The 17372-nt window shown below is 50.1% G+C and carries 12 protein-coding genes; all 12 read right to left on the bottom strand.

What is annotated here, in order from left to right:
• Window positions 1–709 precede the first annotated feature (709 nt).
• Window positions 710–853: a gluconate 2-dehydrogenase subunit 3 family protein gene (locus NGM62_RS22310; protein WP_390938135.1), complete on the bottom strand. Its 144-nt coding sequence runs from the start codon at window positions 851–853 to the stop codon at window positions 710–712.
• 49 nt (window positions 854–902) lie between these two features.
• Window positions 903–2093 (bottom strand): alpha-hydroxy acid oxidase, encoded by a 1191-nt coding sequence (locus NGM62_RS20190; RefSeq protein WP_262250125.1) that lies wholly within the window; start codon window positions 2091–2093, stop codon window positions 903–905.
• Entirely contained in the window at window positions 2080–2454 is a 375-nt protein-coding gene (locus tag NGM62_RS20185; protein ID WP_262250124.1) for a c-type cytochrome, read from the bottom strand. Before NGM62_RS20185 ends, NGM62_RS20190 begins: the two co-directional genes overlap by 14 nt.
• 154 nt (window positions 2455–2608) lie before the next feature.
• Window positions 2609–3469: a phosphoenolpyruvate hydrolase family protein gene (locus tag NGM62_RS20180; protein WP_262250123.1), complete on the bottom strand. Its 861-nt coding sequence runs from the start codon at window positions 3467–3469 to the stop codon at window positions 2609–2611.
• Between the two features lie 69 nt (window positions 3470–3538).
• Window positions 3539–4816, bottom strand: a complete 1278-nt coding sequence (locus NGM62_RS20175) for a Tm-1-like ATP-binding domain-containing protein (RefSeq protein ID WP_262250122.1) — start codon at window positions 4814–4816, stop codon at window positions 3539–3541.
• A complete protein-coding gene (locus tag NGM62_RS20170) occupies window positions 4813–5112 on the bottom strand; it encodes a Dabb family protein (protein WP_262250121.1) in 300 nt (99 codons plus the stop codon). Before NGM62_RS20170 ends, NGM62_RS20175 begins: the two co-directional genes overlap by 4 nt.
• A gap of 21 nt (window positions 5113–5133) precedes the next feature.
• Complete coding sequence (locus tag NGM62_RS20165; protein ID WP_262250120.1) at window positions 5134–6009, bottom strand: sugar phosphate isomerase/epimerase family protein; 876 nt, start codon at window positions 6007–6009, stop codon at window positions 5134–5136.
• Window positions 6010–6041: 32 nt separating this feature from the next.
• Complete coding sequence (locus NGM62_RS20160; RefSeq protein WP_262250119.1) at window positions 6042–9719, bottom strand: PVC-type heme-binding CxxCH protein; 3678 nt, start codon at window positions 9717–9719, stop codon at window positions 6042–6044.
• An 80-nt stretch (window positions 9720–9799) separates the two neighbouring features.
• On the bottom strand, window positions 9800–11428 hold the full coding sequence (locus NGM62_RS20155; protein ID WP_262250118.1) for a RagB/SusD family nutrient uptake outer membrane protein: 1629 nt from the start codon (window positions 11426–11428) through the stop codon (window positions 9800–9802).
• A gap of 37 nt (window positions 11429–11465) precedes the next feature.
• The gene (locus NGM62_RS20150; RefSeq protein ID WP_262250117.1) at window positions 11466–14714 is read right to left on the bottom strand and encodes a SusC/RagA family TonB-linked outer membrane protein; all 3249 of its coding nucleotides are present in this window, start codon (window positions 14712–14714) and stop codon (window positions 11466–11468) included.
• A gap of 205 nt (window positions 14715–14919) precedes the next feature.
• Window positions 14920–16128 (bottom strand): FecR family protein, encoded by a 1209-nt coding sequence (locus NGM62_RS20145; RefSeq protein ID WP_262250116.1) that lies wholly within the window; start codon window positions 16126–16128, stop codon window positions 14920–14922.
• Between the two features lie 74 nt (window positions 16129–16202).
• A complete protein-coding gene (locus tag NGM62_RS20140) occupies window positions 16203–16796 on the bottom strand; it encodes an RNA polymerase sigma factor (RefSeq protein ID WP_262250115.1) in 594 nt (197 codons plus the stop codon).
• Window positions 16797–17372 lie beyond the last annotated feature (576 nt).

Below are 17372 nucleotides of genomic sequence, written 5' to 3'. Positions count from 1 at the left end.
TTAACAATCTAAAAATAAGCATTATTTAAAATGCACAACGGGTTATAAATATTAGTTTTATTTAAAGAGAATCAGTTATATATTACTTGAGTGATGATGGCCAAAATTATTATGCGAATGGTTCGAGTTTCAGTGGAGATCATTCATCTCCAAAAAAGAGAGGTCAGTAGCAGCTATCACATCACTCAAGACAGATCCCATTTACAAAGATTTTCAGATTTTCTCAATCACCCTATTATCAAGTATTGGAAGAGATTTGATGTTAATGTATCCTAGACAGAGGATGGAGTAAAACAGGTTTTAGTCATATGCATTTATGAACTTGATGTTTTATGGCAACTTAAAGAGGCGGACGCCATAGATATTTGGAAATACACCATAGCCAGGGATCGCCTATATGCTAAACTGCCGGGATTTCAAACCCATGTTTCTTTCCTAGATCAGTTTAAACTTTATCGGGAAAATTCCGATTCGTTTTATTTCTCAAATGACACAGATATTGTGATTCCCAATATCGAGCCGGGCTACGCCGTTGAATGGTTATTGGAGGCCAAACTGGGTTACGAACCAAGCAGAAAAATGCCACCCCTAGTCCCATCCCAGGCTTCGCTTCCTCCGGATAGGCTATCTCATCTATAAGCTCCAGCTGCATGTTTTGATTAGCGTTTATAAACACATTTCCATATCTTCGTTGGGATTGCACGTCCAGTCACTTCAGCCCATCACGCATCTGTGTCTGCCGCCAAGGCATATCTTTGACAATAAACTCGATAAAGTTAGGAACTCCGGCGTTAGTGGCACTTTCGGAAACTTCGTCTGTGCAAATGATGATTTTGCGTGGGTTAAAAACCATTGAACAATCCAAAACCTCCTATAAATCAAATTGAAATTTCAGCAGATATTTAAACTGCTAAACTCTCCGTTAAATTCCCTACGCTTTCGCACCCCAACTGTTCCATCACCTGCTTCAGTTGCGCCTTGAACATGCCGATGGTATGGTCTCCCCCCTTGCGTCCCAGCGCCCCTACCCCGTACATAAACGGCCTTCCCATGAAAGCGAAGTCAGCCCCCATCGCCATCACCCTTGCGATATCCGGACCGGAGCGTATCCCCCCGTCTACCATGATTCGGAATTTATCGCTGAAACCTGCGTGGATGCGCTCCAACGATTTCACGGATGACTCAGCCGCATCGAGTTGCCTGCCACCGTGGTTCGACACGATGACGCCGTCAACCCCGATGGCTGCTGCAAATTCCGCATCCCGCTCGCTAGCCACCCCCTTCAATACGAGCTTGCCGTCCCACCGGTCCCGGATTGTCCGAACCTTCGCCGCATCCACCCTTCCGGTGAAGGTAGCGTCCATGAATCTACCCAACTGGGACATACTGAGGCCTTTATCCATATATGGTTTCAGAGTAGCGAATCCGGGGATGCCAGACCTGAGCGTCTCCAGACCCCAACGCGGCCTGCACACCGCCTGCCAGATGTTCGAGGTATTCAGCTTAGGCGGCATGGAAAGTCCACTCTTTATCTCGCGGTGCCGGAAACCGAATGCAGGGACATCCACCAACACGATCAGGACCCCGTATCCCGAAGACTTCAACCGCCGCAGGATGTCGTCGCGGAGCCGGTCTTCCGTCGGGTGATACAGCTGGAACCAAGCCCGGCCTTCCGAGACCTCCCCGATGCGTTCGATGCTGCCGGTGGATACCGTGCTCAACACATAGGGTATATTGTGCCGCAGGGCTGCCCTAGCGAGTATCTCAGGGGCATTGGGCCACATTAGGCCCTGTAGGCCAATCGGGGCGATGCCGAAGGGTGCATCGTAACGGTGCCCGAAAAGCTCGGTACCCAAATCGGCCCCGTCGAAATCCTTCAGATAGTTCGGCTTCAGCCGTATCCTGGCTAGATCCGACTCGTTCAGCCGCAGGTTTACTTCCTCATTGCACCCGCCTTCCAGGTAATCGAAAGCGAATTTCGGAATCCTTTTCCTTGTGGCCTCTCTCAAATCGGACACCGATGGGTATCGCGTATCGAATTTATAGGCCCCATCGCCCAGAACGCGGCCTATCCCCCGTTCATTCCTTCCCATTTGCCAGCGAAAGTATGTACTTGACCATGATTTCCGCATCCTTCTTGGGAATCGAGGGGTGTGGGGCCATCGGAACCTGCCCCCAAGCCCCGCTGCCGCCTTTGACGATCTTCCCTGCCAACGAATCGATGTTCTTCGCCGTCGGCCTATACTTCCTCGAAATGTCGGCATAGGAAGGGCCGACGAGCTTGTCCCTCTCCTTGTGACAGGCGAAACAGTCCGATTTCGCTATCAGCGCCTTGCCCACAGCAGCCTCCTGCCTAGAAATGGTCACCGGCTTGCCCGCGCCCTGTTCTTGGTCGGTCGACGCAAAACCGTACCGTGCCACGCAAAGCATGGCCGCAACTAAGTATTCCTTCATGGTTATCTTTTAAAACATTTAGCGGATGTCTCTAGCAAACCGCGCGCTGACAGCGCACCGCATCCACTACTTCAAACTTGAACATCGACGTGACCAGCGCAAAGCGGTTGCTTAGAAACAATATTCTACTTTCTATATTCTCTACCACAACCGGCTACCTTAATGACAGGGACTTAAACTCCCGGGTCAGGTCTTCCAGCGACTGCTCGATGCCCATCCGCTCCAACGAGGACGCCCCAACGAAACCTTGGGCATCCGTACGGTCCAGTACCTCGCGGACGTCGGCTGGCCCCATGATCGGGCCTCCATGAGCGAGAAAGAAGATGTCCGGATTGACGTTCCTGCCCGCTTCAATAATTTCCTGTGTACGCTCCACCGCTTCGTCCATGCTGCAGGTGGCTCCCCTGACGCCGATAGAGCCGCCGACCGTGGTGCCCACGTGCGAGATAATCGCATCGGCACCGGCATTGGCCATCTGGCGCGCCTCTTCCGCGGTGGCCACATAGACAATGGAGAACAGGTCCATTTTCGTGGCCAGTTCCACCATCTCCACCTCCTTGCCGAACCCCATGCCCGTCTCCTCCAGCACCTGCCTGAAATGGCCGTCCACGATGCTGTGCGTCGGGAAATTGTTTACCCCAGAGAACCCCATGTCCTTGACCTTCAGTAGGTGGTGCCACATCCGGCGCCGCGGGTCCGAGCCGTGGACGCCGCACACCACCGGAATCTCGTCGACCACCGGCAGCACCTCGTATTCGCCGATATCCAGCGCCTCGGCGTTCGCGTCTCCATAGGCCATCAGCCCTGCCGTGGATCCGTGGCCTGCCATGCGGAAACGCCCGGAATTGTAGATGATGATTAAATCCGCACCACCGCGCTCGATGAACTTCGCGCTGATGCCCGTACCCGCTCCCGCCGCGATGATCGCCTTGCCGGATTCGACCGTCTTGCGGAACCTGTCCCGAACTTCCTGCTTGGTGTAAGGATTGCCCTTACCTGTCCATTTGTTTGCCATAGTTTTACCCTTGCGTTACGTTGCTTGTGTTGTGTAATATTGTTCTTGTCATATTAATGCCTTTCCGTGTTATTGCGACTTCCTATCCCGCGTAGAAGCGGATTTGGCGAGCAGGCCCAGAAGTGCTTCCACCGCCAGCGATGCGAATTCCCTGTCGTTGATGTGCAGCGGTGCTTCCATCACTTCAGCGCGTCCGGAAACGCCCGACAGTATCGAATCAAACAATGCCCTGTCCGTTTCAGGGGAATGGAAAAGCCCGCCCGGGGCATCCAGTTGCGACAACCCGTCCATGGGCAGCAGCACCACGGCTGTCCCCAAGGGGGAGGCCAGCACCCGATCGGCCAACAAGCGCCCCAGCATGCGGTTTTCCTCCACATCCGTGCGCATCAGCGTGATATCCGGTGCCCAGCTGTACAGCTGCCTGCCATGGTATCGTTCCGGTACGCTGTCCATCCCCCAGAAGTTTACCATGTCAAGGCAGCCCGGGACGATGACCTGCGGGATACCCTTGCCACCAGCAGCCGTCAGCCGCTCCGGACCGGCGCTGCACACCCCACCGCAGAGCTCGTCGGCGAGCTCTGTGGTCGTGATATCGAGGACCCCGTCGAAATAGCCAGCAGCGATGAGCGACTCCATCGTCCTGCCGCCCGCACCGTTCGCGTGGAAGGCTATCGCCTCGTAGCCCATGCCCCGGAGCAAGGCGATGCATGCATCGACGCATTCCGTCGTGTTGCCGAACATGCTGACCGCGATGCGCCCGAGCATGACGCTATCCGCCGCCGCGTGTGGGCGCCGGTTCACCATCCCGCCGATGGCCGAAGCCGCGTGCCCTATGGTTACCCTGCTGATGCTGTTCAGGCCCGCCACATCGACCACCGATGGGACCAGCACGATGTCCGCACTGCCCACCTGCCGCGAAAGGTCATGCGTAGCCAGCGTGCTCAGGCAGACCTTCGGTATGCCGAAGGGAACCGCCTGCATCGCTTTGAGTACGATGTGCGTGCCACCGCCGCCGCCCATCCCGATAACACCCGCGACCGAGCCGTTGTCCACCAACCGCCTAAGGATTTCAGATGCACCAACTCCCATCTCTTCGACGGCCGCACCGCGGTCGCCCCGCGACCGAAGGTCGACGAGGGAACAGCCTGCCGCCCCGGCGACCTCATCCGCCTCGACGTCGACGGGGAAGAGCAGCGTGGTGCCCCGTATCCCGACATTGACGGTATAGACCCTATGGCCCCCGCTGACGAGGAGTTCACGCAGGAACGCGAAATCCTCGCCTTTCGTGTCGAAGCAGCCCAGGATTACCACCGGGTTGCTCTTCCAATTTCCGGCCCCGATGCTCATCCTGCCGTGAAATCGAACACCACCAACCGGTCCAGCGCGGGCACCACCACCTCCTTCACGCGCTCGTGCACCGGATGGGGCAGGTATGCGTCCCGCGACTCCTCGCTGTCGAACGTCATCACAAAACCATGCGTGAACCCGTCGTTCAACCCCTCCGGGCTACTATAAGGCCCATACTCCATGTCCAGCAATCCGGGAATCTCCCCGACCATATCTTTCATCGCGCGGAAGCACTCCGCTATCCGCCGATCGTCCACTCCCTCCTTGAACTTGAAAACACCGAAATGTCGTACCATATCAGAATCTTTATATCATTATTAATTATTTCCCTTTGCTCCGTCCGATGCCCACCGTTCCAGGAACCGGAGGCCCTGTTCGGCGAACTTATCCTGACTCTCCGCCAGCGGTTTCCAGATGCATACCGCCTCAGCTAAGGTCCCACATCCCGGCGAGAAGCTCTCGATCGAAACCGCGCCGCGATACCTAACGGCCTCAAGGCCTCGCCGCAGACCGGCCCAATCGAACTGACCTGTGCCCGGAATGCCCCGGTGGCTCTCGGAAACCTGCACGTGCATCAGATGCTTCCCCGCCCTGCGGATTGCCGCTTCGATGTTTGCTTCCTCGATGTGCATATGGAAACCGTCTAGGGCGATGCCCACAGCCGGATGGTCCACCTCTCCGATGAACCGGACAACGTCTTCCGTATTGTTGACCATGTCGGACTCGAAGCGGTTAAGCGGCTCCAGTGCAAGCATAAGTCCATAATCCGCCGCCATGGCACCGGCCTCCCGCACACCGGCAACCGCACGGTCCCACTCCGCCTTCCTCGCCGCATCCGGCAGACTGCGGGCCTTCCCCACCGCTGAGTAGGCCGGACCCGCAAATACCCTTGCCCCCAGCGCCTCCCCGATGGCGAGGCATGACCGGATGTAGTCCATGCCGTTCCGGCGCACGGCCGCGTCGTCCGAAGACAAATCTCGGTCACGGCCGAAAGCACCGATGATGACCGGTTCAAGTCCGTACACCTCCAGCGCGGTGCGCACCTCCGCCGGTTTTATGAACCCGGGCTCCTCGACCGGGATTTCGACCACATGGAAACCCATGTCCCTTATCTTGCCGAATAACCCCAAGGCACCCGAATCGAACGGCGATGTCCAAAGCCAAGTGTTCACGCCGAATCGCATGTCTCTCATATCCCAAAAATTATCTAGTAAATACCCTTAAATTATTCCACTTTCAGGACTCCATGCATCAGCCGCCAGTGCCCCGGGAACGTGCACACGAACGGGTAGTCCCCAGGTTTATCAGGGGCGACGAACTCGATGCTCTCGCTTTCCCCAGCATTGAGTACCTTCGTATGGTACAGTATCTCCGGCATATCCGGGACATAGTGCTTCTCGGATGCCTTCGGATCGGAAAGCATCGCGTCCGCAGCGGCGCCGACTTTCTCTAGCGTCCCCGGCTTGAGGATTACCACATTGTGTGGCATGCCATCCAGATTTTCAAGCCTGAACACCGTACGCTGTCCGGCCGGAACCCTGATTTCCTTCTGGTCAAACTGCATCTTCTCCGGGAGTACTTTCAGATTGATACGCTTAACTTCCACCACAGATTCAACAGTCTTTTCTTCGGTATCTTTTTGAGCTGCTTTTGCTATCGGATGCGTGCGATGATGGTCATGGGAGCCTGTTTCATCGTCCTCTCCGTTAGGTCTCTTGAGCACCAGCCTTGTATCCTCCGCCGACCCGACAAGCGGAAACCCACTCGGGTAATTGCCAATCCGCATATCACCATAATCCTCTCCGGACCGGACCCCAGGTTCCGAGACATCACCCGAGCTGAATGACTTAAACCTGAACTTCCCAGAATTCAAGCTTAATGACGCTTCATCTCCAAATTCCTTCCCTGACCGTACCTCGGAAATAACCTGTGTTGAAAACAACCCTTTTACCTTCCCTTGGGCATTCAGTCTTCCATCGATGGAAATAGAGATATCACCCGGTTTCCTTAATTCCGCTGTGACTTCAAACCGCTCGGGCAGTTCGCCTGTCGTTGCTATTTCGACAATCTCTCCGTTTTGTTTGACGGCGAAAACAACTTTTTCGCTGCGCACGAAGAGCGCATACCCGTTCTCTATTCCACCCTGACCCACCACAAATCCCCTTAATTCCCCATGTTCCGAACGAGATAACGTGGTGTTAATGGAAATTTCTTTCCCAACGATGTCAGGAGAAAAGGGTAACACTGCTTGCTTAGCAATCCTATATTCCTCTATTTCCAAGGATTTAAGAATGGCTTCTGTCAACTCAGAGCCCTTTCTTGCTGTTGCTAAAGCACAGAATCCTAGACTATGCGCTGCCGCCGCCGCATGCAATGACCTATTGAGCCAGCGGTCTACCACATTCGCTGGCTCCAGGGCAGCATTCCAAATTGCCGATGCAACCGCAGGGGTTTCTGGAAACTCAACTAGGCGGTTAAAAGCAGCCAAGCGTGTGTTCAGATCACGATCGTTTAACACTCCCGATTGAAACAGGATATCAAAACCTTCTTTTGATGCAGGCAATACACTTGCTGCGGCCTTTCGCACACCAGCTGCGGGATGTTTCAGGGCGTTCTCAACAACTGCCATATTGTTAGCATCCTCACCGTCCAGCAATCCGAGACCGTGTAACGTCCACAGGGCATGGACTGCCGCCGTGTTCATGCCAATCTCGTCAACAGACCGGTCGCTGACTAATTCATGCAATTCCGAAGCTATCGAACGATCACCCAGTTCCACCAGCATACGCTGTGCGTGCATTCGCCACAGCATGTTGTCATTTTTCAAAGCCGATACGAGACCCCTAGGATCGGCCTTGGATAGGCGAGGATACTCGGCTTTCCTCCCATCTTTGTAGACCACCCGGTAGATGCGCCCGTGACTGTTGTTACGCAAGGGTGTGATTACCGCATTACCGACCCCAGTCTTCATCCAATCGGTGGGAAGCAGGTACTCCAAGTTGTTGGGATTGGGTATGTTGTGAAGCAGGATAAAGTTGTACCAATCGGCGACCCAAACGTGGCCATCAGGTCCAACGCTCGCCTGTACCGGGCCAAACCACTCGTCCGAACCTGCGACCAAATTCCAGCCGTCCACTTCCTTGAAGCCTGCTCCATCAGGCTCGATGATTCCACGATGCACCAACCGGACAGTGGGCTCGCAGATGAACGCCGCACGGTTCCAGTATTCCTTGGGGTAAGTCCTTGCGGTGTACAGGTTATGCCCTGCCGCCGAAGTGAACCCGCCTGCCACGTCCCATTGCCGGGTATTCGGCGTCAGCGTATGGGAATCGTAATGTGTCTCAATCTTCGCAACGGGATGTACTCCAGATATGCCAGCGGATATGAACCGCTGCACATTCTTCTGAGGCATCGAGTAATAAGCGCTGTGTGTGTTGTTAGCCGTCGAGACAAAAACATCGTTGTTTTCGCTGATGCCCAGACCCCAGGTGTTGTTCGTAGTGCCAGCAAGGTATTCCAATCCACTTCCGTCGACATTGAACCTGTATATGCCCATGGGAAAAGTCCGGTTTACACCGGCAACTTTTCCGTTGAAACCCGAATACCCCACAACACCCCATATCTTGTTGTCGAAACCGTACTGGAGATTATTAGGCCCGGCATGCGTATCGAACTTCCCCCATCCAGACATGATGACTTTCCGCACGTCCGCCACATCGTCCCCGTCCGTGTCCTGCAGATACAGGAAATCCGGCGCCATCGAGACGATAACCCCACCGTTGGCGAAGACTATGCCTGTGGGAATATTCAATCCATCGGCAAAAACCGTGAACTTGTCCGCTCGGCCGTCGCCGTCCGTGTCCTCGCAAATCTTTATCCGGTCGTTGGACGCACCATCCGTCTCCTTGAACGTATTCGGATAGTCGACCGACTCCACGATCCATAGGCGACCACGTTCGTCCCAAGACATGGCGATCGGATTGGTGATGTCCGGCTCGGAAGCAAACAACTGCAATTCGAATCCAGCGGGTACTTGGATGAGCTTGGAGGATACTTCCGCGGCAAGGGGGGGCTGTACCTTTGTAACCAGCTTCCGCGTGGTATAGTCTCCGATCGTATCAATACCATAAATGTCCACGTCCGGGATATCGAGCGCCGCTATAGATTGCTGCACTTCTTCACCGACAGCCCAGAGGACTGCGTTGCGTACCATGTCAAGGAAACCCACGTTCTTCCACGTCCGTTCGTCATGCCCGAAGGCCGTGTAGAACACACGCCCCCTACCTTGGTCGCGGACCCACGTGTAGGGCTCACGGCGGGTTCCTTCCACCCGCTCGCCCAACACCGATCTCTTAGCATTGTGCTCCGTGTGAACATAGGTCTCGTCCCATGTCGGGAACTCATCGATTCCCTGCATGATGGGATGGTCCCTGTCGACGATGGTTTGGTGGAAAATTCCCTCCCCGTGCGACAGGAACTGCCCCCCTACGGCGCGGACGTACCATTCGGAGTTACGGAAACAATAGGATGCGGAATGGAGCGCGACAAGCCCTTTGCCTCCTTCCACGAACTTGCGCAATGCTTTTTCCTGCGGCTTTGAGATCGAATCGTGGTTCGCATAGATTACCAACGCGTCGTACTTTGAAAGGTTCCGCTCGTTCAGGTCATCCAAGCTCGTCGTGTACGTCAGGTTCACGCCACTGCGGAACAATTTGATTGCCAGCCACGGAGCGTACTTACCTGAATCATGGTGCTTGCTTGTATGGCCCAGAAACAGTACTTCGCCACGCCTACCTCCCGGCTTCTCGACCGTAAAGGATGTTCGGGAAATAAAAGAAAAAGAAAAGCAAGCTATTAATCCCAAACTAATCCGTAACACTACAGTTAACTTTCTTCTTTGCATTACTCAAATATTTAAACAATATTGATTTGCTCCTTATCTCAATAAGGCTTCAAAAAAACGATGAATTGACCAAATAGGTGCTATTGATATGATGAGTGTTGCACCAAATTGGGATTTGTATTAACGGCAATCTGAGGGATTGGGAAACATATCCGATGTTCACCATTTGGTTTGTGAGACAACCAACTTTTCGTTGTAAAAATGCCAAAACGAATCATGTCCCGCCGACGATGGCCCTCCCAAGAAAACTCGAATCCCAGCTCGTCATACAATTTTCCAAATTGGATAGGGCTTTGGTCTCCATTTTCTACGATTTCGTAGTTTTCTACATATCCGTATTGATATGCACTATTTTTAAGCAAATCCTCTCCTGTTAACTCACCATTTGGATGATCTGATTGAAACGCGCGTCTCCTAACCTCATTAACTAAAACAGCGGCTTCATCCGATAAGCCTAACCTCAACAAGCACTCCGCTTTAATCATCAAAATCTGCGCATATCTAAAAAATGGGAAATCGTTATCCAACCCATTCATTGCACCGGATTTCACCTGGAATTTATTCATACGGTACCCCTCTGCTTCTCCCGTAAACACACCGTTCGGCAATTCTTTCGTGAAAACAATCTGTTTACCCGCCAAATCATAATTCCCCACCAACGGGGTTACCCCATCACTTGCGAATTGTGGCCCTATCATCCAAGAGCCTTGTAAGCGCTTATCGCCATCGACATAGGTATTTATGAACTGGGTAATGCCCTTACCCGACCCTGTAGCCCAAGGAATACCAATCATATTGAATTTTGCACGCAATGCGGCATGCCAAGACCATAGATGAACACAAAATCCGCCTGGGAAACCCGTAGCTCGTACTTCGTCAAACGGGATTGCAAAAATAATCTCGGGGGAATTCTCATTAAACGTACGGAACGGCTCACTGACATCGTTAGCAATGCTATAGTTTCCGGAATTGATAATATCATCGCATTCCCGAATAGCCTCTTGCCATTTCTCCTCACCCACATAAACTTTGGCATTCAAATAGATATTTGCTAACAATGCTTTGCCGGCCCATCGATTGAAACGACCATAGTACAACGGGTTATTCAGTTCACTCAACAATGGAATATTAGCTTCAAGTTCCTGAGTCACAAAATTATAGATTTCCCTTCTTGTAGATTTAGCTGGCAACTCATCAGAAAATGCCGTTAAAAGTGGAACCTCACCAAAGTTGTCCATCAATAACCAATAAAAAAATGCCCTTGCAGTTTTCATTTCTGCGACCAATGATTGGGTAGTCACCCGCTCAGGATCTGGCACAGCCCCTGCCTCAAGCTGTTCTATAATTCGATTAGTATTTATAACACCTGTATAGAGAGTATTCCACATTTGGGTCAGCTGAGGAGTTTCTGAGTTCCAAGTATGCAGGTGGAATTGCCGGTATATACCTCCGTCATCCCAACCCGCTGCATTGGCTGGCATTACGATGGCGTCTGCGGAAGTCTCCTGCAACATGTAATAATTTTGATGCCAAAACAGTGGCCTCATGTTGGCATATACTATCCCGATTACTTGGTAGGCATTTGTTATTGAATAGTTTTCGGTAGTTAACTCCGAATATACCACTTCATCCAAGTTGTTATTGCAGGACAAAAATATTGGCAAAATAAAGGACAAGTATATAGCCTGTCTTTTGTGAAAAATTTTCATGTTAGTAATATTAATGCTGTCTTTTGAAACCCGTTCGTTAAAAATTAAGATTTACACCTAGGGTATAGCTTGTAGTCGAGGGGTAGCGGTTATGCGGATCAACACCTGGTGCCAACCCGTTGATATTAACTTCAGGGTCAATTCCTTTATATCCGGTTATCGTATATAAATTATTTGCAGAACTATAGATTCTTGCACGTTTCAGATACTTACCTGCGTTCAAACTGAAATTATAGCCTATTGTTACGTTATCAATCTTCCAATAATCACCATCTTCCAAAAAATAACTTACATACTGTAACGACTGATCATCGGCCAGAGGCCTTTTACCATAAACGTCGTCGTAGGCATTTGAACGAAGATTCCCCCGTGTCAAAAATACCGGGACTCTCCAAAACATCTCGGTCATATTCAGAATCTGAAAACCAAATGCACCCCGCATGACGATGCTTAGGTCAAGATTTTTATATGTCAGCGTATTATTCCAATTCAAATAATGCTTTGGTATGCCATTTCCGATAATTTTCTTATCGGCAGGTGACTGATCGAGGTTTGATTTCGGATTACCCTCGCTGTCTTCGATAACCCAGTAACCATCATCGTCGACATCAATTGTCTTGTAACCGAAAAAGTTGCCTAAGGGCTGGCCAACTTGCACGCGGTGGGTGGTCTGCTGCATCGGCTCACCCGTATGCCCCGTGTCAAAATATCCACTTGCTATGGAAAATTTATCATTGGATAGCGCAAGCACTTTATTTGCGTTGATATAATAATTTACCGATGATTGCCACTCAAAATCGCCTTTACGAACAGGCACCACGTTCAGCTGTATTTCCAGTCCCTTGTTACGCATTGACGCAGCATTGGATGTGATGCTACTATACAAATAAGGCGGCGTCGGAACTGGAAAGTCCGCAATCAAGTCATTTGTTGTACGAATATAGTAATCAAATGAACCCGTAATCCGATTATCGAAAAACCCGTAGTCGAACCCTGCATTGAACTCTTTCTTGGTTTCCCATCGTAAATCCGGATTCGGATTATTTGATGGGTTGATTGCTTGTATCCATTCTCCATCGACCAACGCATTGGTATTGAAATTGATTCTACTAAGCGAAATATACGATCCATTGGGCTCGGTGCCCGTAATCCCATAACTTGCACGAAGCTTTAGTTGATTGATTGAAGGCTCATTGGTAAAGAATGGTTCATTATGCAGATTCCAACCCACGGAAATCGCCGGAAAACTTCCCCATTTATGGTTTTTTCCAAATCGAGAAGACCCTTCATAACGAATACTCGCCATAAGGAGGTATCTACTTTTGTAACTATAATTCATTCTAGCGAAATAACCTATCAATTTACTATCGCCTTGATAGGAGTACAAATTCGCCTGACCATCACGCAAGGCCAATCCAGCGCCCATATTGTTATATAGAAAATCATCAGAAGGGAAATTCCAGTTTTGCATCCAATAGTTTTCCGTATTAAGATACCGCCAAGTGTATCCCCCCAATACCGTTAACTCATGATCAGAAATGACCTTTCTATAATCGGCAGTAAGTTCAAACAAATTATCTTGGCTTCGGTAGCTGCCCCTAGATGCATAGCCTTCACGCGGTGTCCACCACAAATCCTTGGTTTCATAGTAACCAATAGAATGACTAAAAACTTGGCTGGAGTATACTCCCTTTAGCTGCAAATCTGTTGTAGGATTGAATACCAATGAACCGCTATTTTGCCAACTGCTATTTTTTGTCAACCCTACCGACTCGTCCAACCATGCAACGGGGTTTCTATAATCTGGCTTTTCCGGTTGCTCAAACCATCTTCCATCATCGGTTTTCAATGGTGATGTTGGGTTAAAAGAAATCGCATTACGATAAATCATTCCAGAATACTGATTTCCATCAAAAGCAAAGTTCTTTTGTTGGTAGCCAAGGATATTTACATTAAACTTGAGCTTGTTGTCAAACATGCTGTGATTTATCTCTAAGCGAGGGTAAGTCATCACGTTATTTGATTTGCGCATAATTCCGTTTAAGTTGCGGTACTCAAAACTGGCAATGTAATTGGTGTTACGCATCCCTCCCTTGAGACTGACGTTGTGCACTTGGGAAAAGGGTGTTTGAATAACCTCATCTAACCAATCCGTGGAAGCCCCAAAATCAAATGCCCCAGGTTTACCTTGGCTAACCAGTTGACGATATTCATCGGGGGAGAACATTTCTACCCGTGTACTCAGTCTTTGTGTTGTAATATATGAGTTCACATCAATGGACGGCTGCATTTCTCCATTTACTTTGCGTGTTGTGATTAAAACGACCCCGTTTGTTCCACGGGTACCATATATAGCGGCAGCAGCCCCATCCTTCAATACGTCAATTGATTCAATATCGTCCGGGGACACGGTAATCAAAGACCCCGGAATCCCATCAATGAGAATTAATGGAGAAGTGTTTCCATTAATGGTTGTATTCCCTCTTAGTTTTATTTGGGAAACATTCAGCGGATTTCCGTCTGGTGTTACGACTGCTAATCCTGCCACCTTTCCTCGAATCAGTTGTGCAGCGTCTTGATTTGCTCCTTTTGCAAAATCTTTCTCTTTCACACTAGAAATCGCCGTCGTAATATGTTCTCTTTTTTGAGTTCCGTATCCCACGACTACGACTTCATCCAAATCACTCACAACCGTCTTCAACGAAATATTAATAGTGGACTGGCTCACTGCAGACGCTTCCGTTGCTTTGTACCCTAGAATATTAAAGGTAAGGATATTCCCATCCTCCGGCATATTAATTTCGTACCGACCATCGATATTAGTAGTGGTTGCCACATTCGTTCCTTCCACCCGTACCGTCACGCCCTCCAGTGGATTCCCTTGCTCGTCCGTAACCCTGCCGGTAACCATACGTTGCTGTACTACTTCAATGATATGATTTCTGACAATTGGATAGTCTTTTCCTTCTTTTCTTTTAATAACGATTGCCCCATTTTCAACCCGAGCCTCCAGTGGCTGACTGACCAGTATGAGCTGTAAAAATTGATTTACCGGCATAGCCTTTACGTCCACCGTGACTGGCCGAGTGCCTTCAAATATCGACTGGAATCCGTATACGCCTAGTCCGGTTTGGTTCCGAACAGCGTTGAAGACCTCGGCTAACTCCAGCGATTTTCCCTTAAGCGTAACGGTTTGCGAATAGGTGGCAGCCGAGACATGGAACAAGCTGACCATCCAGAAAAGTACAAGCAATCTCATTACCTTGAAAAGTAATTTATTTTTCATTAATTTTGACCTGTTTGGTTAATAATCGTATTAGTAGGTGATGCGTGTGATATACAATGGCAGCGCCTTCACCTGATAAAATTACCAAGCTGTTTGAGGGAGGTGTTGGTAGCACTTCCCTTTTTTTTAAGACGCCAGCGATAACGTCTTAACCGACATAATTTAGTGCATAAGACTTAAAAGCCTATTTTACTTTTACCTCCTTTTATTGGTTTACAATGGTTAATACACGGTTATCCAACTTGAAACGAATCCCTCCTGATTCGAGTAATTGCAAAACAACCGATAAGTTTTCTGTACGTTTGGCCATACCGTAACCGACCTCGCGGGGAATGGTGCCGTCATAGCGGACATCAATATCGTACCAGCGCTCGACCTCGCTCATTATCTGTTCGAATGGCTTATCTTGAAAAGTAATCCAACCGCCTTTCCAAGCGATATATTGGTCGATATTCACCTGTTTGACATCGATATGCGTTTTATGTGTAGTGGCTTGTTCACCAGGTCGTATGATAATGGGCGACTGGTCGCTGCTTGCCAACGCTACGCGTACACTACCCTCTACCAATGTAGTGTTGATTGCTCCCTCATCCGGGTAAGCGGAAACATTGAATTCGGTACCCAACACCTCTACGGTTTGGCCCGAACTAACCACCTTGAACGGCGTGTTTGCATCTTCCGTCACATCGAAGTACGCCTCTCCCACCAGTTCTACCACACGTTCGTTCGTGGAAAACCGCGATGGGTATTTCAGCATAGACGCGGCGTTTAGCCACACGATTGAGCCGTCGGGAAGCCTAATTTGGTACGTACCTCCTTTTGGCGTAGACAACACCATCTCTTCGACGTCAGCCTCCTCACCAGCAACCAACGCGGATGCTACCGAGGTACCATCAAGGTAGGTGATTTCATCGCCGCCTACAACGATACCTGTCTGGGATTCATTCAGATGAATGGTACGTCCATCCGCTAACCGAAGCACTGCCCGATTGCCGCCGGCGGGGATATCGGCCGCTTGTGTTTGTGTGATTTCGGATGGCCCCGCCCCCTCTTCTTTGGCGATATACCAAACCACCGTTCCGATGGCCACAACCACTGCCGCAGCATAGGAAAGCCACCGCATCAGCTTACGTGTCTTACCTGAATGCGGCATGGATGATTCGGCTAACTGCGCCTGTATTCGCGCAAGCGCTGCATCCGTATCGGGCTGGGCAAATGTCGACAACTCATCAACCAACTCCGAACCGCTACCAAGCGAATCGAAAAGCGCCCGATGCCGTTCATCGGCAAGCAACCATTGCTTCAACTCGGAATGTTCGGCTTCATTGAGTTCACCCCCGCGTGTAAGGCGAGCCAAAATTCGGCTGATCCGGTCAGCATGTCGATCGTCGTTATATCGTTCTCTATCGTCCATCTACTACCAATACAACCACAAACGAAAAAGGTACCTATGGATAGGAATATTTTTTAAAACTAGGCAATGGAGGCTTAGGAAAAGGGGTAAGATAAAACCACAAGCAAGGCGATGAAATCTTCGGCCGACAGTTTTGTGCGGAGCCGCCGCAGGGCACGGCCTTTGCAGTTTTTTACCGTTTGCAGCGAGAGCCCCAATTCGTCGGCGATTTCCTGTAGTTTTTTACCCTCGCGGAGTGAGAGCAGCAACACGGCCCGTTCTTGGGTGGGCAGGATTTCTATTTGTTGGTAAATGCTGCGCAGTACTTCACTACGGATATACCGTTCCTGATGGCTTTCTTCCGTATCGGCATACACGTTGCCAGCATCCGCGTGCTTTTTGGCAGTTCGCTGCGCGGCTTTCAGGTAATTGATGGCCGCGTGGCGCACCGCCCGATACAGATAAAAGCGTGCATGGTCGTCATTGTCAAAAGACGCGCGCTCCTTCCAACATTTCATAAACACCTCCGAAACCAGGTCTTCAGCTGCCGTCTGATCGATCACCATGCGTTGCGCATAGTAGCTTAAAGACTTATGGTAATTTCGGAAAACCTGCTCAAAAGTCACCCGGTCGCCCATGACGATGGGGCGCGAAGCGGACAGGCTTTCTGACGGTATCTCGGGTATCATTTAATGTTATTGGGTATGCAAACATAGCGATACAACGGGAAATTACCAAAAGGATAACGTTACCGATTACTTCCAACCGGTGATCTACCATATCAAAAAGCACTACGCTGGGCGGTAACTTCACCGGCGAGGCGATGATTAGCCTGCACCCCCTACTTAATATCTCATTATCCAACTGGTTATCAGTCCATCATCCACAGCGAACAAAAAATCTGCCTTATTGGTATAACCGCGACTTGAATATTGCCCCTTAACCACAACTTGATTTTCATTGATCACTGTATATTGGGGGTTTGCATTACACTATTACGATAGAGCTAAGGATTAAAAATATACTGCACAACCGATTGAAATCGAAATTTAGTTTACTTAACCCGTTGTGCATTATGATTTAGGGTTTTAAAAAGCGAAAAAAGCTGCTCATTACACTGATAATCAGTAAATTTTTTTTACCACAAAACGATTTAGAATGAACAACTTTAGGGCAAATTAAGAAAGAATATTGGAAGTTTTAAGGGAAATATCGACGGATGGATATTGCGGAGCAAGCTGACCCCCAGCGACTGCCTACTAATT

The sequence above is a fragment of the Parapedobacter soli genome (assembly GCF_025460835.1).
Classification (GTDB): domain Bacteria; phylum Bacteroidota; class Bacteroidia; order Sphingobacteriales; family Sphingobacteriaceae; genus Parapedobacter; species Parapedobacter soli.
Note: the sequence above shows the minus strand (reverse complement) of the source record. Positions and strands in the feature narration are given on the sequence as shown.